The following is a 17,980-nucleotide window of genomic DNA, read 5'->3' as shown; positions in this document are numbered from 1 at the left end:
GCCCGCCACATCACCGACGCCGCCGAACTGCAAACAGCTGACCGCCAGACCTTCGAGTGCGCTTCAACCCGCCCCGTGCGGCAAAGCCCGCCACATCACCGACATCGCCGACCTGCAACAGCTGACCGACTGACGTTCGAGTGCGCTTCAACCTGCCGCGCGTGGGCAGGAAGCCGGCGTAGGTCAGGCCGCATCGCCGAGGATCGCCACACCCCGTCGCGCGGCGATCGCGTGTGCGTGATCGACCAGCGCGAGCCGCACGTCCTCGTCCGCTGCGACCAGATGCACGACCCGCAGACCGACGTCCGGCCCGGCCCGCAGACCGACATCCGACCCGGCCCGCAGACCGACATCCGACCCGGCCCGCAGACCGACATCCGACCCGGCCCGCAGACCGACATCCGACCCGGCCCGCAGACCGACATCCGACCCGGCCCGCAGACCGACATCCGACCCGGCCCGCAGACCGACATCCGACCCGACCCGCAGACCGACATCCGACCCGACCCGCAGACCGACATCCGACCCGACCCGCAGACCGACATCCGACCCGGCCCGCAGCCCGACATCCGACCCGGCCCGCAGCCCGACATCCGACCCGGCCCGCAGCCCGAGATCCGGCTCGACTCGCAGACCGACGTCCGACTCGGCCCGCAGCACGACGTCCGACTCGGCCCGCAGCACGAGCGCCCCGACCGGCCGCCCGTCGAGGTCGGCGACGTGCAGCCACCCCTGCGCCACCCACAGCGCCGGCACCTCGAACGCCGCGAGATCGTCCATCGTGCCGGGGCGGATCCGCGCAGGTGAGACGGTCGCCTCGAGCTCGATCTCGTCGTGGATGTCGATGTCGTACTCCCCCGAGGAAGGAATGCCCGGCTTCAGCAACCGCCCGCGATCCACGGCCCCGGGGTGCACGGCCGCGATCCGCAGGCCGCGCCGCTGGTAGAACCGCAGCGCGTCGAGGTTGTCGTTGGTCGTCACCAGCCAGACCCGCCGCAGTCCCAGCCCGGCCGCGACACTTCGAGCCGCCTCGAGCAGCGCGGTGCCGGCCCCTCCACCACGCTCGGTCGCGTCGAGGGAGACGACCTCAAGACCCGCAAGCCCGACCTCGTACGTCAACAGCCCCGCCCGCCGACCGCCGCCACCGATCGCCACCAGGGCGGGCAGCACCGACGCGTCGCGCGCCCGTCCGCCGACGACGATGCGGGTCTCGCCCCAGCTTTCTGCAAGCGTCGTGCGAATCCAGGGACGGTCGCTGTCCTGTGCGGCACGAACCTCCACATCGAGGAACTGTAGTTGCGCGAAAGTGTGACGAACATGCCGTGCGGGTATGGTCCACGCATGCCAGACGCGCCGCCGGTGTTTCTCGTGATGGGTGTGGCCGGCACGGGGAAGACCACGGTCGGGGCGATGCTGGCCGGGCGGCTGCACTGGACGTACGCCGAGGCCGACGACTTCCACCCGGCCGCCAACGTCGAGAAGATGTCCAAGGGCGTCCCGCTCACCGACGACGACCGCCGCCCCTGGCTCGACCGGATCGGCGAGTGGATCGACGAGCGCGCCGCGGCCGGGGAGCCCGGGGTCGTCACGTGCTCCGGCCTCAAGCGCGCCTACCGGGACCGGCTCCGCCAGGGCCGGCCGCAGGTGCGGCTGGTGTTTCTCGAAGGATCCCGCGAGCTGATCACGCGCCGGCTCGCCGCTCGGCACGGGCATTTCATGCGCGTGGACATGCTCGACAGCCAGTTCGCCGATCTGGAGCCGCCGGAGCCCGACGAGGGCGTGACCGAGGTGTCGGTCGAGCCGCCGCCGAACGAGATCGTGGACGCGATCCTGCGCGCGCACCCCGACGTGTGAGCCGACTGCCGGGCCCCGTCCGGGAGGAGGAGCCCGATGCACTGGACGTTGCACGACACGACGCTGGTCATCTGGACGGTGGTCGCGATCGCGGTGGTGGTCGTGCTGATCACACAGTACAAAATCCATCCGTTCTTGTCGTTGATCCTCGGCAGCGCCGTGGTGGGCCTCGGCGCAGGGCTCGGAGCCGCGAAGTCCATCAGCAGTTTTGAATCCGGCTTCGGTACCACCCTTGGCGGCGTCGGCATCCTCGTCGCCCTCGGCACGATCCTCGGCAAGCTGCTCGCCGATTCGGGCGGCGCCGATCAGGTCGTCGACACGATCGTCGGCCGGTCCGGCAAGGCCCGGCTCCCGTGGGCGATGGCCCTGATCGCGATGATCATCGGCATCCCGCTGTTCTTCGAGGTCGGCGTGGTCCTGATCATCCCCGTGATCTTCCTGGTGGCCCGCCGCGCGCAGACGTCGATCGTGCGCATCGGCATTCCCGCCCTGGCCGGCCTGTCCGTCATGCACGGCCTGGTCCCGCCGCACCCGGGCCCGCTCATCGCGATCAACGCCCTGCATGCCGACCTGGGCCAGACCCTCGCCTTCGGCCTCATCGTCGCGATCCCCACCGTGATCGTCGCCGGCCCCCTCTACGGCATGTGGATCGCGCGCTTCGTCACCCCCGAACCCCCGGCCCGGCTCGTCGCCGAGTTCGAGCGCGCTTCAACCCGCACCGCCACGGAGGCGGCGGCCGACGGCTCCCCCGCCGACGCAGCACAAAAACCGAACACGCCCGAGAGGGCCGAAATCGAGCCGCGCCCGATCACGCGCCCCGGCTTCGTCCTGACCCTGGTCACGGTGCTGCTCCCGGTGGTCCTCATGCTCGGCCGCGCGATCGCCGACATCGCCACCGACGACAAGGACAACCCGGCCCGCAAGATCTTCGACTCGATCGGCGACCCGTTCGTCGCGCTCCTGCTGGCCGTACTGCTGGCGATGTTCACCTTCGGCTACCTCCGCGGCTTCTCCCGCGCCCAGGTCAGCGACATGATCGCCGCCAGCCTCCTGCCCATCGCCGGCATCGTCTTCATCATCGGCGCGGGCGGCGGCTTCAAGCAGATCCTGGTCGCCATCGGCATCGGCGACGCCATCGGCAAGGCGGCCGCCGCGAGCGGCATCTCGGCCCTGCTGCTGGGCTGGCTGATCGCGGTCGGCATCCGCCTGGCCACCGGCTCCGCCACGGTCGCGACGGTGACCGCGGCCGGCCTGATGGCCCCGCTGATGGCCCAGCTGCCGGGCACGAACACGGCCCTGCTGGCGCTGGCGATCGGCTCGGGCTCGCTGTTCCTGTCGCACGTGAACGACGCCGGCTTCTGGCTGGTGAAGGAGTACTTCGGCATGACCGTGGGCGAGACCTTCAAGACCTGGTCGGCGATGGAGACCATCATCTCCGTGGTGTCGATCGCCCTCATCATGCTACTGAGCGTCTTCGTCTGAACCCCGCACCGTCAGCGGGGTAACTAGCGCTCGCACTTCGACCAACGCGGCTCCGGCCACACGCCGGAGCCGCCCTGCGTCGTGAGTGCCGCTGTCACCGGTTTGCCACCGAGGTCACCAGGCGCCCGCCCGCCGACCTGGTGGCCGTGCAACGCACGTCGACACTCGTGGGGATCACGCCGAGCATCGACACGATGCTGAACTTCATCGTGCCGTCGACCGTCCACGCGTGCGGCGACTCGCCCCAGCGGGGTTCGGTGACGGTCACGTCGGACACGGTCGAGGTGGCGAGACCATTGCCGCTCTGCCGGGCGGCGTCCACGCGCAGGCGGCTCTCGGCGCCGATCGCATCCCGGCATTCGCGCGCGGCATCCTCAGCCAGCGGACCGATCGATCGCGTCGCCACCGGAGCCGGCCGGACCGCCCACGCCAGGGCCACGACGCCCGCCACGACCACCACCGCCGCGGTGACGATGCCGGCGACCATCCACGGCCGCTTCGATCGCGGCGCCCGCGTCGGGGCGGGCATCAGCTCGGCGAGGGTGATCGGCGCCTCGGCGTTGTCGGTGGTCATGAGCGACATGCTGCTCCGACCCGACCCGGAGTCGGTCAACCGGACGGACGGTTCAACCACGCCGGGCGACCTGACCGCTACGGCAACTGCGGGCGCGGGCAGGCGGGCGGTCTGCGGGGACGCGGCGCGCTAGGTTGCGGGTATGAGCGAAGTACTGCTGACCGGTGCCACCTCCGGCCTCGGGCGCTGGCTCGCGCCCCGGCTCGGCCAGGCCGGACTGACGGTCCTGCTGCACGGGCGCGACAAGGGCAAGGTCGAGCGCGGCGTCGCCGAGGTCGAGCGGGCCGGCGGGCGGGCCGAGGGGTTCGTCGCCGACCTGGCCCGCCTCGCCGACGTCGACCGCCTCGCCGATCAGGTCGAGGGCCGGCCGCTCACGCACCTCGTCAACAACGCGGGCGTGGGGTTCGGGGAGCGGGACGGTACCCGAGAGGAAACCGAGGACGGCTTCGAGCTGCGCTGGGCCGTCAACCTGCTCGCGCCCGTGCGGCTCACCCGGGCGCTGCTGCCCACGCTCAAGGCCAACGCGCCCGCGCGGATCGTCAACGTTGGATCGCTCGGTCAGGAGCCGATCGACTTCGAGGACTTACAACTGCGGCAGCGGTACGACGGGGTCACCGCCTACCGGCGCAGCAAGCTCGCCCTCGCCGCCTGGACGTACGACCTCGCCGGGGAACTGGACGGCACCGGGGTCACGGCCAACTGCCTGCACCCGGCGACGTTCATGGACACGGCAATGGTCAGACAGTACGGCCAGACGCCCTTCAGCAGCGTGGACGAGGGCGGGGCGGCGACGCTGCGGCTCATCCTCGACGAGACGCGCTCCGGGCTCTTCTTCGACGGGCAGCGGCCCGCCGAACCGCACCCCGACGCCAAGGATCCGCAGGTCAGGGCGCGGCTGCGGGCAGTACTAGAGTAGCTTCGCGACCTTGCGCAGCCGCTCGACCACGCCCGGGTGCGGCCAGGTGCGCAGCCGGTAGCGCACCGGGTCGAGGCCCGGCTCCGGCTCCAGGTCGACCTCGCGCTCCAGGTCGTCCCAGGCCACGAAGAACGGGCTGAGCTCGTCCGACGGGAAGGCCACGAAGTCGGCCCGGGGCAGCAGGGTGTCGACGCCCTCGCCCCAGCTGGCGAACGACAGGACCGAGCCGTCGGGGCGTTCGGCGAGGGTGCACGCGGCGACGAAGGCGTCGGACTCCAGGTGGTGGGCCTGCGCGGCGTACTCCGACGTGGCCATGAGCACCTCGGTGCGGTGCGTGATCTCGTACAGCGGGTCGCCCGCCGGCACCAGGAACGGCACCACGGCGCCGGTGTGGTCGACGGTCAGGGCCACCGGCGAAATGGGGCGGGCGGCCTCGCGGTACTCGTGCTCGACCAGCTCGAAGATCTTGCCCAGCGTCTCCGGGGTGTCGTCGGCGCCGCGGCCGACCAGGAGCATGCCGGTCGTGTCGGCCACGAAGGCGAGCGGCGGGCCGCCGAGGCGGGACTGCTGCGCGGCCAGCCAGCCGTCGACGAGGAGGTGCGAGGACCAGTACGCGTCGCCGTCCTCGACCATGCGGACCAGCGTGCGCGGGCCGGGGGCGTCGGTCGTGTCGTCGGTGACCGCGGCGATCGCCGCCATGTTGCGCCGGGCGCGGTCGAACACGGTGTGCTCGGTGACGCCCCAGTCCTGGATCTGCTTCTCGGTCACGTACATCACCGACGTCGGCTGGTCGACGACCACGAACTCGGACAGGTACGCCCAGGCCGGACGGCGCACCGGGCGCGGCGCCGAGGTGGGCATGCCGGCGCCGAAGGTGACCGTGCGCAGGACCGGGCGCAGCAGCGGGGCGACCTCGGTCCAGGTGTCCGGGGCGCCCGGGTTGAAGACCACGGCGCTGAGGAAGGAGGCGATGCGCTCGCGGCGCTCGGAGCGGTCGGCGCGCTCGCACTCGCGGTAGATGTTGCCCAGGTAGGCGATGGCCGGCTGGCCCTGCGCGGAGTCCCGGCGGACCTCGATCGCGAACTGTTCCGGGAGGTACCGCGCCGAGGCCACGCCGGCATCGCGCATCGCGGTCAGCACGCGGCGGGCGAATCGCTCCTGTGGCGTGCCGCGGAGCCGGTCGAGCATCCCCATGCGGCCAGACGGTACCGGATCACGGCCCGGATGTTTTGACGCGGCGGTTCGGGCAAAGGCTGCAATATGGCGAAGCAAACCGTAGGTGAGGCGATCATCGCGCGACTGGCCGCCTGGGGCGTCGACACCGTCTTCGGGCTCCCCGGCGACGGCATCAACGGGCTCATGGAGGGTCTGCGCCGCAACGCCGACCGCGTGCGGTTCGTCCTCGTGCACCACGAGGAGGCGGCCGCCTTCATGGCCGTCGCGCACGCCAAGGCGACGGGGCGGCTGGGAGTGTGCCTGGCCACGTCCGGCCCGGGTGGCATCCACCTCGCCAATGGACTGTACGACGCGAAGCTGGACCACGCGCCGGTCCTGGCGATCACCGGCATGCAGGAGTCGGGCGTGCTGGGGACGGCGTACCAGCAGGAAGTACACCTGGATCGGCTCTTCGAGGACGTGGCCGAGTACAACGAGCCGATCGTGAACCCCGCGCAGGTGCCCACGCTCGTGGACATCGCCGTGCGGACCGCCCTCGCCCGCCGCGGGGTGGCGCACCTGACCGTGCCCAACGACGTGCAGGTGGCCACGGCCGGCGACAACCCGTACGAGGACGTCGGCCCGGTGCGCGAGCCCGCGACCTCGCCGGTGTGGGTGCACCCGCCGGTCCGCCCGGCCGACGACGACCTGCAGGCCGCGGCCGACCTGCTCAACGTGGCCGAGCGCCCGGCGATCCTGGCCGGCGTGGGCGCGCGCGGCGCCGGCGCCCTGGTCGAGCTCACCGCGGACGTGCTCGGCGCGCCGATCGTCAAGTCGCTGATGGGCAAGATGGTGGTCCCCGACGACTCCGAGTTCTGCCTCGGCGGCCTGGGCCTGCTCGGCACCGCGCCCAGCGAGGACCTGATGGCCGACTGCGACGCCCTGCTCATGATCGGCACGAACTTCCCCTACACGAAGTTCCTGCCCGAGCCCGGCCAGGCCCACGTCGTGCAGATCGACGCCGAGGCCACCCGCGCCGGCACCCGCATCCCGACCGACGTCCCCCTCGTCGGCGACGCCGCGGCGACCCTCGAGTCACTGCTGCCCCGACTGAAGCGCCGTCAGGACCGCAAACACCTTCGCCGGTACCAGGAGCAGATGGCCGACTGGCGCAAGCGCCTCGCCGCGATCGAGAACGCCGAGCGTGACCCGATCGCCCCGCAGTACCTGGCCGCGGCGATGGACCGGGTCGCCGCCTCCGACGCGATCCTGTGCTGCGACTCCGGCACCGTGGCCACCTGGGCCGCACGGCACTTCCAGATCACCGGCCGCCGCGAGTTCTACCTGTCCGGCACGCTCGCCTCGATGGCGCCGGGCCTGCCGTACGCGATCTCGCTGCAGCACGAGTACCCCGGCCGCCAGTGCATCGCCTACGTCGGCGACGGCGGCTTCGCGATGCTCATGGCCGAGTTCCACACCGCCGCCCGCTACCGCCTGCCGGTCAAGGTCGTCATCAACAACAACAACGCCCTCGGCATGATCGTCTGGGAGCAGATGGTGCTCGGCTTCCCCGAGTACGGCGTCCGCTTCGGCGACCCCGCTCCCGACTACGCCGCCTGGGCCCGCGGCTGCGGCGGCTACGGCGCCAAGGTCACCTCGCCCGGCGCCCTGGAGAACACGCTGCGCGAGGCCCTGGCCTTCGACGGCCCCGCGATCGTCGACGTGGCGGTGGACGCGAACGAGCCGCCGATGCCGGCGAAGGTGACGTACCAGCAGGCGGTGCGCTTCGCGGAGGCCTTCCTGCACGGCCAGCCGCACCGCGCGGCCATCGCCACCACGATCCTCAAGGACAAGATCACCCAGCTGAAGGGATGACGCAACCGTGATGCGCGCCCAGCCTCGCGGCGCCCGTGGCACTGTCGGGCACCCGTACTCCGCCCTCAACCTCCGCCTCGTCCTGGCCGTCTTCGGCTTCTTCACCAGCGCCGTGCTGGGCGCGCTGTCCCTGGCGGCCGGCTTCACCTGGCTCGCCGTGATCCTCTTCGTCCTGGCCGCGACGGCGCTGGTCGACTCGGTGATCGTCGAACTCCGCCGCCGAGCCCGCTCCCGCGAGGGCGGCGGCCGGGGCTCCCTGTTCGAGTAGCGGCGCTCAAAGCCCGGTCTTCCCGTCCGCCCAGTAGGGCCGCATCGCGATCGCGCGGCGCGTCAGGATGCCGCCCTCGATCAGGGCTCGCCGCTGCACCTGGATCGTCTGCGCGTGTCCGAGCAGCACCGCGCCGTCGAACCCGTCGCCGAGGTGCTCCCGCCACGCGTGCGCCCCGAAGTGGTATGTGTGGAAGCGACTTGCAAGGGGTGCAATCGCACTTTCAGCGAGCGCAACAACCACGACGGCGCCGGGATGCGCGATGGCGTCGATGGTGCCCAGGGCCGATCCGTCGCCGAGGTACAGCCGCCGCGTGCCCGGCTCCCGCATCGGCCGGTGCCGGCCGGTCAGCACCGTCGTCCGCATCCCGGGCCGCAGCCCACGCATGAACGCCGTGCCGGGCCCGTCCGCCTCGGTCGCGATCAGCAGGCCGATGCGCTCCCCGGCGACGGTCCGCACCGTGTAGCGGCGGCCCTGCGTCGGCGTGACCCGGAACTGCACCTCGTGGCCCGGCTGCCACCCGCCCGGCGGCGCCGCGGAGTGCAACTCCAGTTCCAGAAATCCCGGCGCCGGCTCGCGCACTGCAAGCACGGTCGCGGTCCGCCCCAGCACCGACGCGGCGAGGTCACCGATCACGGCGGGCGCCTGCGGCATCACACGCTCCAAGGTGGTGTGCACATCACCCTGACTAAACTAAACGGTTCAGTTCAGTTTGAGAAGACGGTCCTGTAGGGTGATCGGGTGCGCGAGAGCACCCAGGCCAAGCGCCGAGCCATCCTCACCGCCGCCCGCGAGCTCTTCGTGCACCAGGGCGTGGACCGCGTGAGCATGGACGCCGTGTCCGCGCAGGCCAAGGTCTCCAAGGCCACGGTGTACGAGTACTTCGGCGACAAACGCCGCCTGTTCCTCGCCATCCTCGCCGACGCCGCGGAGTCCCTGGCCGCGTCGATGCAACGCTCCCTCGACACCCACCTGCCCGGCGGCGCCGAGGGCATCGCGACGGTCCCGCAGTTGGAGTCCGCTCTCACCGCCCTCGCGATCGACATCGGCACCACGATGCTGGGGACGGCGGACTACGCGGCCGTCTTCGCGCTGGTCGCCCAGCAACGCTGGCAGACGCCGGGCACGGACGACGACCTGGCGACGGCGGTACCGGAGCAGGCTCTGGTCGAGCTGATCACCCAGTTCGCCGCCAAGGGCCTTCTGGACACCGACGACCCCCGCCGCGCCGCGGACCACTTCGCGGCGCTGACGATCCTGCTGGCCTACAACGAACAGCCCGACCCGTCGCGCACCGACCTCGACCGCGTGCGAAGGACGATGGTGGACGGGGTGCACGCGTTCATGCGCGCCTACGGAACCCGCTGACCGCGACCCATCGACCGACGGGCCCGCCGGGTGCAGCGGCTCTCGCACCGTTCTGCTCAAGGTTGAGCCGGCCGATCCGATGGCGCAGCATCGCTCTGCTCATTTTCGCGACCATCGGCGTTGCAGTCGCGGCGCTCCAAGCCGTCGTTGCGGCCGGCAAGAACCGCGATCCGCTCGGCTGGTTCCTGCTCGGCCTGCTCTTCGGCCTGCTCTCCCTCGTCGCGGTCTGTGCGCTCCCGCCGCTGCCCGCCCCGAAGGAACCCGAGCAACGCCTAGCCGATTGGGAGGCGGCCCAGGAGCGGGCAGCCTGCGAGTGCGAGGCGGCCGGCATGGCATTCCGTGTCGCCGCCTGCAACGTGACGGCACCCGCGGCGACGTATGCAGGGCGGCACGCTGCCGCCTGACCGCCCTGTGGCGCGAGGCGGCTCCGGCGTGATGCCGGAACCGCCCTGATCGAAGCGGGAACGCCAACTGCCCGGTATCCACAAGCGCCCGTCGAGTCGGCCGCCTGGTTCGCGGCGCTGACGTTTCTGCCGGCCTGCAACGAACATCCCGACCCGTCGCCGACCGACCTCGACCGCGTACGCAGGACGATGGTGGACGGGGCGTATGTCCTTATGCGCCTACGGCACACGCTGACCGCAACCCCGCGGAACAGGCCTGCCGGATGCAAGCGTCTCTCACCCTGTCCGCTCGACGGCGGTTTGAAACGGCAGCCGTGCGAGCGCCCTCTCACCTTCGACAGGTGCGGCAGCGTGCGAGTGCGAGGCGGCCGGTATGGCGTTCCATGTTGCCGCCCGCAACGTGGTGCCACCCGCGGCGACGTATGCACGACGACACGCCGCCGCCTGACCGCCAGATGACGCAGGGCGGCTCCGGCGCGATGCCGGGAGCCGCCCTGGTTGCGAAAGCGAACGCTAATTGCCCGGTATCTGCAGGCCACCCGTCGAGTCGGCCGCCTGGATGTCCAGGATGTCGACGTAGAAGCGCAGGTCGCCCTGCGGGTAGCCGTCGGCGTTGTTGTAGGCCTCCTTGACCGGGATGTCGAGGATGACCCGGCTGCCGACCTTGAGGCCCACCAGGCCGCGGTCCCAGCCCTCGATGACCTGCGCCTGCTGGCCCTGCTCGAGCATGCCGACCTGCACGGGGAAGGTCTGCTTGTGCTGCCAGGACGAGTCGAAGACCTTGCCGTCCTTGTAGGTCAGGCCGACGTAGTTGACCACGACCGTGTCGCCGGGCTTGACGGTCTTGCACTTGCCCTGGATCTCGACCTTGACCGTGCGGACGCCGACGCTCTGTTCCTTGCCGGCCTCGGTCTTGGGCTCCTCGGCTAGGCGCTTGTCGAAGCCACCCAGCAGCGGCGGGTACGAGCTCTGGTCCGGCTTCTTGCACTCGGTCTTCTGCTGCTCCGCGCGGTCGCCGAAGTACCAGACGCCGGCGAACGCGCCGCCGACGGCGACGAGGAGGACCACGACACCGGCGATGGCCTGGCCCACGCGGCGGCGGCGGGCGGCCTTCGCGGCGGCGACCCGGGCCGCGGCGCGCTTCTCCGCGCGGCTCAGCGGCGCGGGGCCCTTGTTCTTGGACTTCTTCGGCTCGTCCTCGACAACGTCCTCGTCGGACGCATCATCGTCCGACAAGTCCGCCGAGTCCGAAATGTCCGAGTCTTCCGAAGAAATGACATCCGGCTCATCGGAAGGGTCCGCAGAAGAAGAGGAAACGGCGTCCAAAGGAGTTTCCTCAACCTCGGCAGCCGGCTCCGGATTGGCCTTCGCCTTCGGCGTGGACCTCGCCGGGCCGCCTTTCCTGCCCCGATCGCTCACGATTCGTCGACTCCCCTGGTGGACGGCCCAGCACACGGACGGACCTGAGTTTCGTTCGGCAGAGCTTCCCATACCACACGCCTCGCGGCACGCACCGGGGGTGGCCGCGATATGGCCTAAGGTCGGTCGTATGGGCAACGCTACGGGCGTCGAGATTACCGGACCACTCGGCGATCGCTACGCCGAGATCCTTACCGAAGAGGCTCTGAGTTTCCTGGCAGATCTGCATCGCGGCTTCGACGCGCGGCGGCTGGAGCTGCTCGCCCTGCGCAAGGAGCGCGAGGCCGAGCTGCAGGCGGGCGGCACGCTGGGCTTCCTGCCGGAGACCCGCGAGGTGCGGGAGGGCGACTGGCGGGTGGCCGAACCGGCGCCCGGCCTGGAGGACCGGCGGGTCGAGATCACCGGGCCGACCGACGCCAAGATGACGATCAACGCGCTCAACTCCGGGGCCAAGGTGTGGCTGGCCGACCACGAGGACGCCAACACGCCGCTGTGGGAGAACGTGGTGCAGGGGCAGCTCAACCTGCGCGACGCCGTGGCCGGGACGCTGGCGTTCACGTCGGCGGAGGGCAAGCGGTACCAGCTGACCGACGGCGCGCGGCCGACCATCGTGGTGCGCCCGCGCGGCTGGCACCTGCCGGAGAAGCACATCCTGGTCGACGGGCAGCCCACGTCGGGTTCGCTGACCGACTTCGGGCTCTACTTCTTCCACAACCACCTCGCCACCCGGCCGTACTTCTACCTGCCCAAGATGGAGTCGCACCTCGAGGCCCGGCTGTGGAACGAGGTGTTCGCCTTCGCCGAGGAGCGCTTCGGCCGCCCGACCGGCACCATCCGCGCCACCGTGCTGATCGAGACCTTCCCGGCCGCGTTCGAGATGGAGGAGATCCTCTACGAGCTGCGCGAGCACTCGGCGGGGCTCAACGCCGGCCGCTGGGACTACATGTTCAGCGTCATCAAGAAGTTCCGTACCCGCGGCCGCGACTTCCTGCTGCCCGACCGCAACTCGGTGACGATGACCGTGCCGTTCATGCGCGCCTACACCGAGCTGCTGGTGCGCACCTGCCACAAGCGCGGCGCGCACGCGATCGGCGGGATGGCGGCGTTCATCCCGAGCCGGCGCGACGCGGCCGTGAACGCCGCCGCGTTCGAGAAAGTTTCCGCGGACAAGACCCGCGAGGCGGGCGACGGCTTCGACGGGTCGTGGGTCGCCCACCCGGATCTGGTGCCGGTCTGCCGGGAGATCTTCGACGGGGTGCTGCGCGACCGCCCGAACCAGCTCGACCGCACGCGCGAGGACGTCCACGTGACCGCCGACGAGCTGCTCAACATCGCGGCGACGCCCGGCCGGCGCACCGAGGAGGGACTGCGCAACGCGGTCAGCGTCGGCGTGCAGTACCTCGACGCCTGGATCAAGGGCAACGGCGCCGTCGCGATCAACAACATGATGGAGGACGCGGCGACCGCCGAGATCTCCCGCTCGCAGGTCTGGCAGTGGCTGCACAACGGCGTCGAGCTGGACGACACCGGCGAGAAGGTGAGCCGCGAGCTGATCGAGCGGATCGCCGACGAGGAGCTGGCCAAGCTCGGCGGAGACCTGAGCCAGGCCCGGGAATTGTTCATGGAGGTGGCCGTGGCCGACGAATTTGTGGACTTCCTGACGATTCCGGCGTACGAACGGATGCCATGAGCATCGATGCTCTGCGACAGGCGCTGACCGCGACCCTGGCCCAGGACCAGATCATCACGGACCACGCGCGGTTGCGGACCTACGAGTGCGACGGCCTCGCGCACTACCGGGTCGTACCCGGGATCGTGCTGCTGCCCCGCACGGCCGAGGAGTGCGCGGCCGTGGTCCGGGCCTGCGTGGAGCACAAGGTGCCGTTCGTGGCCCGCGGCTCCGGCACCGGCCTGTCCGGCGGCGCGCTCCCCCACGCCGACGGGGCCCTGATCGTCACCTCGCAGCTGCGCGCCATCCGCGAGGTCGCGCCGCAGGACGAGCGGGCGGTGCTGGAGCCGGGCGTCATCAACCTGCAGGTTTCCAAAGCCGCGAGCCCGCACGGGTACTACTACGCCCCCGACCCCTCCAGCCAGCAGATCTGCTCGATCGGCGGCAACGTGGCGGAGAACTCCGGCGGCGCGCACTGCCTCAAGTACGGCTTCACGGCCAACCACGTCACCGAGGTGCAGATCGTCACGCCCGACGGCGACCTGGTCCGCCTCGGCGGGCGGGCACCCGACGCGCCCGGCTACGACCTGCTGGGCGCCTTCGTCGGCTCCGAGGGCACCCTGGGGATCGCGACCGAGGTGACAGTACGGCTGCTGCGTCTGCCTGAAACAGTGCGCACCCTGCTGGCGGCCTTCGCGGGCCCCGACGAGGCGGGCGCCGCGACCTCGGCCATCATCGCGGCGGGCGTGGTGCCGGCGGCCGTGGAGATGATGGACGCGCTGGCGATCGAGGCGGCCGAGGCGGCGGTGCACTGCGGCTATCCGGCCGGGGCGGGCGCGGTGCTCATCGTCGAGCTCGACGGGCCGGCGGCCGAGGTGGACGCCCAGTTCGCCGCGGTCGAGGACTTCTGCCGCGCGCACGGCGCCTTCGAGATCCGCATCGCGGCCGACGACGCCGAGCGGGCGCTGTTCTGGAAGGGCCGCAAGTCGGCGTTCGCCGCGGTCGGGCGGATCTCCCCCGACTACATCGTGCAGGACGGCGTCATCCCGCGCACCGCGCTGCCGCAGGTCCTCACGCGCATCGGCGAGCTGGCCGCGGAGCACGGCGTGCGCGTCGCCAACGTCTTCCACGCCGGCGACGGCAACCTGCACCCGCTCGTGCTCTTCGACGAGGCCGTCGCCGGGCAGGCCGAGCGGGCCGAGACGGTGTCCGGGGCGATCCTCGACATCTGCGTGGAGCACGGCGGGTCGATCACCGGCGAGCACGGCGTCGGGATGGACAAGGCCAAACACCTGCCGCGGATGTACTCCGACGAAGACCTCGACACCATGCAACTCCTGCGCTGCGCGTTCGACCCGCGGGGCCTGGCCAACCCGGGCAAGGTCTTCCCGACCCCGCGGCTGTGCGGCGAGGTCCCCGGCCGCCGGAAAGGTCCGAATCCCTGGCACGAGGCGGGCGTGGAGGTGTTCTGACGATGACGGTCGTCGACGATATCGCCGGGGTGCCGGCCGCCACGGTCGCGCAGCCGACCACGACGGCCGAGGTGGCTTCCTGTGTACGGGATGCAGCCCGCGACGGCCTCGCGCTCGTCGCCCGAGGAGCCGGGACCCGCCAGGACTGGGCCCTCCCGCCGCAGCGGCTCGACCTCATCGTGGAGATGCGCGGCGTCTGCGGCCTCGTCGAGCACGCGGCCGGCGACCTGGTCGCGATCGTGCGCGCCGGGACCCCGCTCGCCGAGGTGCAGGAGGCGCTGCGCCCGGCCGGCCAGCAGCTGGCGCTGGACGAGCCGCTGCCGGGCGCGACGATCGGCGGCACCGTCGCCGTCAACGCCTCCGGGCCCCGCCGCATGCTCTACGGCACCGTCCGCGACCTGCTCATCGGCGTCACCGTGGTGCGCGCCGACGGCGTCGTGGCCAAGGCCGGCGGCAAGGTCGTCAAGAACGTCGCCGGGTACGACCTCGGCAAGCTCGTCGCCGGCTCGTACGGCACCCTCGGCGTCATCACCGAGTGCGCGTTCCGCCTGCACCCCCTGCCCGCCGCGGCCCGCTACGTGACGGCCCCCGCCGAGGGCATCGACGACGCCGGCCGCGCGGTCGCCGCCGTGCTGGCCGCCCAGGTGGTGCCGAGCGCCCTGGAGGTCGACATGGCCGCCGGCGACGGCCCGCTGACGGTGACCGCCCTGGTCGAGGGCGTCCCGGCGGGCGTCGAGCGGCGCGCCAACGACCTGGAGAAGCTCCTCGGCGACGGCAGCGAGCAGGCCGACGCGCCCCCGCCGGCCTGGGGCACGTACCCGTGGTCGCCCGGCGACGTCGGCATCAAGCTGACCTGCGCCCTGTCCCGGGTGCCGTACCTGCTCACCGCGGCCGGCGTCACCGCCCGGCTGCACGACGTGGCGCTGCGGGTGCGCGGCTCGGCCGGCACGGGCGTGCTGTACGCGGGCCTGCCCGGCGCCACCGACCCCGGCGTCGTGGCCGGCGTGATCAGCGACCTGCGCGCCGCCACCCGCGCCGGCGCCGGGCACTGCGTGGTGCTGACCGCGCCGCCACCGGTACGAGCGAGGGTCGACGTCTGGGGCCACGTCGACGGCCTGGATCTGATGCGCCGCGTGAAGGACCAGTTCGACCCCGCGGGCACCTTCGCCCCCGGCCGCTTCGTGGGCGGCATCTGATGCCCGACCGCGAGGAGCTCATCAACGACTGCGTCCACTGCGGCTTCTGCCTGCCGACCTGTCCGACCTATGTCCTGTGGGGCGAGGAGATGGACTCCCCCCGCGGCCGCATCCAGCTCATGCTGCAGGAAACCCAGGGCGACGAGCTGACCCCGTCGATGGCGGGCCACTTCGACGCCTGCCTCGGCTGCATGGCGTGCGTGACGGCCTGCCCGAGCGGCGTACGCTACGACGAGCTCATCACCGAGACCCGCACCATGGTCGAGGACGTCCGCCCACCCGCCGGCCGCGCGCTGCGGGCGGCCGTGTTCGCCCTGTTCCCCTACCGCCGCCGGCTGGCGCTCGCCAAGGCGCCGCTGCGGGGGTACCGCATGATCGGCACCCCCTTCCGCGACCGCCTGCCCGCCACGGTCCGCACGTTGCTGGACCTGGCGCCCACGTCCACCCGAGCGGCCAAGTTGCCGGCGGTGGTCTCGCCGGTGGGCCCCCGCCGCGCGCGCGTCGGCATGCTCACCGGCTGCGTCCAGCACGCCTTCTTCCCCGGCGTGAACGCGGCCACGGCAAGGGTCCTGGCCGCGGAGGGCTGCGAGGTGATCATCCCGCCGGACCAGGGCTGCTGCGGCGCCCTGAGCCGCCACAGCGGCCGAGCGGCGGAGGCCGACCGGTTCGCGGAGGGCATCGAGCGGTCGTTCGCGGACGTCGACGCCCTGATCGTGAACGCGGCCGGCTGCGGCTCGGCCCTGAAGGAGACGTCCTTCGCCGGCAAGGTCCGCGACCTGTCCGAGTTCCTGATCGAGCTGGGCCCGGTCGCGCCGCGCCACCCGGTCCCGGTCACCGCCGCGTACCACGACGCCTGCCACCTGGCCCACGCCCAGGGCATCCGCGCCGAGCCCCGATCGCTGCTGCGCGCCATCCCCGACCTGGACCTGCGCGAAATCCCGGACCCGGAGATCTGCTGCGGCTCGGCCGGCATCTGGAACATCCTCAACCCGGAGCCGGCCGCCCAGCTCGGCGACCGCAAGGCCCGCGACGTCATCTCCACCGGCGCGACCATGCTCATCACCGCGAACCCGGGCTGCCTGATGCAGATCTCCGCCGCGGTACGCCGAGCAGGCTCCACCATCCGCCTCGCCCACACCGCCGAAGTCCTGGACGCCTCAATCCGCGGCGTCCGCCCCTGACTCCGGGACCTGGTTGATCCCGGCGCGGCGCTGCAGCCACGCCGGGTCCTGGTCGCTCGCCTCGGTCAGGGCGTCGAGGTCGTCGGCGCCCCACTCCTGCTCGCCGTCGGTCAGGACGAGCTGGTCGTCCAGGTCCTCGTCCTCCGCCACCGGCGGCGCCCCGGCCAGGAACTCGCGCACAACGGCGGGGTCGGCCGCGGGCGAGGGCGGCTGCTGCAGCATGCGCAGCGTTTCACCGGCCGCCAGGACCAGGGAGCCGTCGGACATGGTGGCGAGCGCGGTCACCGGCGGGGCGGACGGCAGGGGCAGCTCCGCGGCCTCACCGGACGCAAGGTCGTACTCGATGAGGGTGCCGGTCGGGGTGCCGATGAACAGCCGGCCGGGCTCCGTGCCGAAGGCGATGTTGTGCCAGGACCAGGGCTCGTCCAGGTCGCCGAGGGTGGTGTGCAGGACGCGGCGCAGGGACGGGAACGCGTACACGTCGAGGGAGTGCACGTAGTTGTTGCCCCGCAGGGCGAAGTACCGGCCGTCGGGGCTGAACACCGGGGCCGTGTACCCGTCGACGTTCACGATCACCGCCCGGCTGAGCAGGCGCAGGGACGTGCCGGCGGGGTGGGCGAAGACGACGAGGGTGGCGCCCTGGTCGCTGCGGAGGGTGGCCACGATGCCGCCCGCCGGGTGCGGGACGACGCCCGTGTCCCAGCCGGGGCCGATGCCGGTCGCGCCGGTCGGGCGGTCGAGCACGTCCGACTGGTCCCACTCCGGCTTGCCCCGCGCCGACGGGGAGGCGAGCAGCGTCCGGCCGTCCGGGGTGAAGCCCAGCCACCGGTGCGCGCCGCCCGGCTCGCGCGCGATGCCGGTCGGGGTCCAGCGGAGCACGCCGCCGGGGGTCGGGACGAGCAGCAGCGGCTCGTCCGGGTGCCAGGCCACGCCGGGGGTGCGCAGGCGCCGGTCGTGCCCGAAGTCGTCCACGGAGTACGGCTGGGCGTCGCCGCCAAGAACGGTCAGGTCGTCCAGCTCGCCGTCCCAGATGTGCACGGCCGGCCGGTCGGACTGCAGCCCCGCGACGTACGGCAGCCGCGGGTGGCACACCAGGCGCTCGATCTCCACCCAGCCAACCCTAGGCGTTCGCGGGCGCCTAGCCGGG

At 72.0% G+C, this 17,980-nt stretch carries 17 protein-coding genes; 11 read left to right on the top strand and 6 right to left on the bottom strand.

What is annotated here, in order from left to right:
- Positions 1 to 183: 183 nt before the first annotated feature.
- Positions 184 to 1,281 carry a GNAT family N-acetyltransferase gene (locus ACQPZ4_RS11140; RefSeq protein WP_433058603.1) on the bottom strand — a complete coding sequence of 366 codons (1,098 nt, stop codon included), beginning with the start codon at positions 1,279 to 1,281 and terminating at the stop codon, positions 184 to 186.
- A gap of 60 nt (positions 1,282 to 1,341) precedes the next feature.
- Between ACQPZ4_RS11140 and ACQPZ4_RS11135 the strand changes: the two genes are divergently transcribed.
- Positions 1,342 to 1,854 (top strand): gluconokinase, encoded by a 513-nt coding sequence (locus ACQPZ4_RS11135; RefSeq protein ID WP_433058601.1) that lies wholly within the window; start codon positions 1,342 to 1,344, stop codon positions 1,852 to 1,854.
- Positions 1,855 to 1,890: 36 nt separating this feature from the next.
- Entirely contained in the window at positions 1,891 to 3,336 is a 1,446-nt protein-coding gene (locus ACQPZ4_RS11130) for an SLC13 family permease (protein ID WP_433058598.1), read from the top strand.
- Between the two features lie 94 nt (positions 3,337 to 3,430).
- Here the strand turns inward: ACQPZ4_RS11130 and ACQPZ4_RS11125 are convergent, their stop codons facing one another.
- Complete coding sequence (locus ACQPZ4_RS11125) at positions 3,431 to 3,910, bottom strand: hypothetical protein (protein WP_433058596.1); 480 nt, start codon at positions 3,908 to 3,910, stop codon at positions 3,431 to 3,433.
- 142 nt (positions 3,911 to 4,052) lie between these two features.
- Here ACQPZ4_RS11125 and ACQPZ4_RS11120 point away from each other — a divergent pair, with 142 nt between their 5' ends.
- Positions 4,053 to 4,826: an SDR family NAD(P)-dependent oxidoreductase gene (locus tag ACQPZ4_RS11120; protein WP_433058593.1), complete on the top strand. Its 774-nt coding sequence runs from the start codon at positions 4,053 to 4,055 to the stop codon at positions 4,824 to 4,826.
- Here the strand turns inward: ACQPZ4_RS11120 and ACQPZ4_RS11115 are convergent.
- Positions 4,818 to 6,020: a hypothetical protein gene (locus tag ACQPZ4_RS11115; RefSeq protein ID WP_433058590.1), complete on the bottom strand. Its 1,203-nt coding sequence runs from the start codon at positions 6,018 to 6,020 to the stop codon at positions 4,818 to 4,820. The two genes, ACQPZ4_RS11120 and ACQPZ4_RS11115, sit on opposite strands and share 9 nt — an antisense overlap.
- Positions 6,021 to 6,086: 66 nt before the next feature.
- On the opposite strand from ACQPZ4_RS11115, the gene ACQPZ4_RS11110 reads away from it, so the two are divergent.
- Together ACQPZ4_RS11110 and ACQPZ4_RS11105 are read left to right on the top strand one after the other, a co-directional pair.
- Positions 6,087 to 7,856 carry a thiamine pyrophosphate-dependent enzyme gene (locus ACQPZ4_RS11110; RefSeq protein ID WP_433058588.1) on the top strand — a complete coding sequence of 590 codons (1,770 nt, stop codon included), beginning with the start codon at positions 6,087 to 6,089 and terminating at the stop codon, positions 7,854 to 7,856.
- 7 nt (positions 7,857 to 7,863) lie between these two features.
- Entirely contained in the window at positions 7,864 to 8,124 is a 261-nt protein-coding gene (locus tag ACQPZ4_RS11105; protein ID WP_433058585.1) for a hypothetical protein, read from the top strand.
- A gap of 6 nt (positions 8,125 to 8,130) precedes the next feature.
- Here the strand turns inward: ACQPZ4_RS11105 and ACQPZ4_RS11100 are convergent, their stop codons facing one another.
- Positions 8,131 to 8,778: a hypothetical protein gene (locus ACQPZ4_RS11100; RefSeq protein WP_433058583.1), complete on the bottom strand. Its 648-nt coding sequence runs from the start codon at positions 8,776 to 8,778 to the stop codon at positions 8,131 to 8,133.
- 87 nt (positions 8,779 to 8,865) lie between these two features.
- Here ACQPZ4_RS11100 and ACQPZ4_RS11095 point away from each other — a divergent pair, with 87 nt between their 5' ends.
- Both ACQPZ4_RS11095 and ACQPZ4_RS11090 read left to right on the top strand, forming a co-directional pair.
- On the top strand, positions 8,866 to 9,492 hold the full coding sequence (locus ACQPZ4_RS11095) for a TetR/AcrR family transcriptional regulator (RefSeq protein ID WP_433058580.1): 627 nt from the start codon (positions 8,866 to 8,868) through the stop codon (positions 9,490 to 9,492).
- A 62-nt stretch (positions 9,493 to 9,554) separates the two neighbouring features.
- Entirely contained in the window at positions 9,555 to 9,896 is a 342-nt protein-coding gene (locus tag ACQPZ4_RS11090) for a hypothetical protein (protein ID WP_433058577.1), read from the top strand.
- A 513-nt stretch (positions 9,897 to 10,409) separates the two neighbouring features.
- Here ACQPZ4_RS11090 and ACQPZ4_RS11085 read toward each other — a convergent pair.
- A complete protein-coding gene (locus ACQPZ4_RS11085; RefSeq protein ID WP_433058574.1) occupies positions 10,410 to 11,132 on the bottom strand; it encodes an FKBP-type peptidyl-prolyl cis-trans isomerase in 723 nt (240 codons plus the stop codon).
- 313 nt (positions 11,133 to 11,445) lie between these two features.
- Between ACQPZ4_RS11085 and aceB the strand changes: the two genes are divergently transcribed.
- From aceB to ACQPZ4_RS11065, 4 genes are read left to right on the top strand one after another with little or no spacing between them, the layout of a single operon-like run.
- On the top strand, positions 11,446 to 13,005 hold the full coding sequence (aceB, locus tag ACQPZ4_RS11080) for a malate synthase A (RefSeq protein WP_433058571.1): 1,560 nt from the start codon (positions 11,446 to 11,448) through the stop codon (positions 13,003 to 13,005).
- Complete coding sequence (locus ACQPZ4_RS11075) at positions 13,002 to 14,456, top strand: FAD-linked oxidase C-terminal domain-containing protein (RefSeq protein WP_433058568.1); 1,455 nt, start codon at positions 13,002 to 13,004, stop codon at positions 14,454 to 14,456. Before aceB ends, ACQPZ4_RS11075 begins: the two co-directional genes overlap by 4 nt.
- A 2-nt stretch (positions 14,457 to 14,458) precedes the next feature.
- Complete coding sequence (locus tag ACQPZ4_RS11070; protein ID WP_433058565.1) at positions 14,459 to 15,652, top strand: FAD-binding oxidoreductase; 1,194 nt, start codon at positions 14,459 to 14,461, stop codon at positions 15,650 to 15,652.
- Positions 15,652 to 16,833: a (Fe-S)-binding protein gene (locus ACQPZ4_RS11065; RefSeq protein WP_433058562.1), complete on the top strand. Its 1,182-nt coding sequence runs from the start codon at positions 15,652 to 15,654 to the stop codon at positions 16,831 to 16,833. Before ACQPZ4_RS11070 ends, ACQPZ4_RS11065 begins: the two co-directional genes overlap by 1 nt.
- Here the strand turns inward: ACQPZ4_RS11065 and ACQPZ4_RS11060 are convergent.
- Positions 16,810 to 17,943, bottom strand: coding sequence for a hypothetical protein (locus ACQPZ4_RS11060; protein ID WP_433058559.1), 1,134 nt, complete (start codon positions 17,941 to 17,943; stop codon positions 16,810 to 16,812). The genes ACQPZ4_RS11065 and ACQPZ4_RS11060 overlap by 24 nt on opposite strands.
- Positions 17,944 to 17,980: the final 37 nt, after the last annotated feature.

Source organism: Dactylosporangium sp. CS-033363, from assembly GCF_050942475.1.
Classification (GTDB): Bacteria; Actinomycetota; Actinomycetes; order Mycobacteriales; family Micromonosporaceae; genus Dactylosporangium.
The sequence above is the reverse complement of the archived record's forward strand: the minus strand, read 5'-3'. Positions and strand labels throughout refer to the sequence as shown.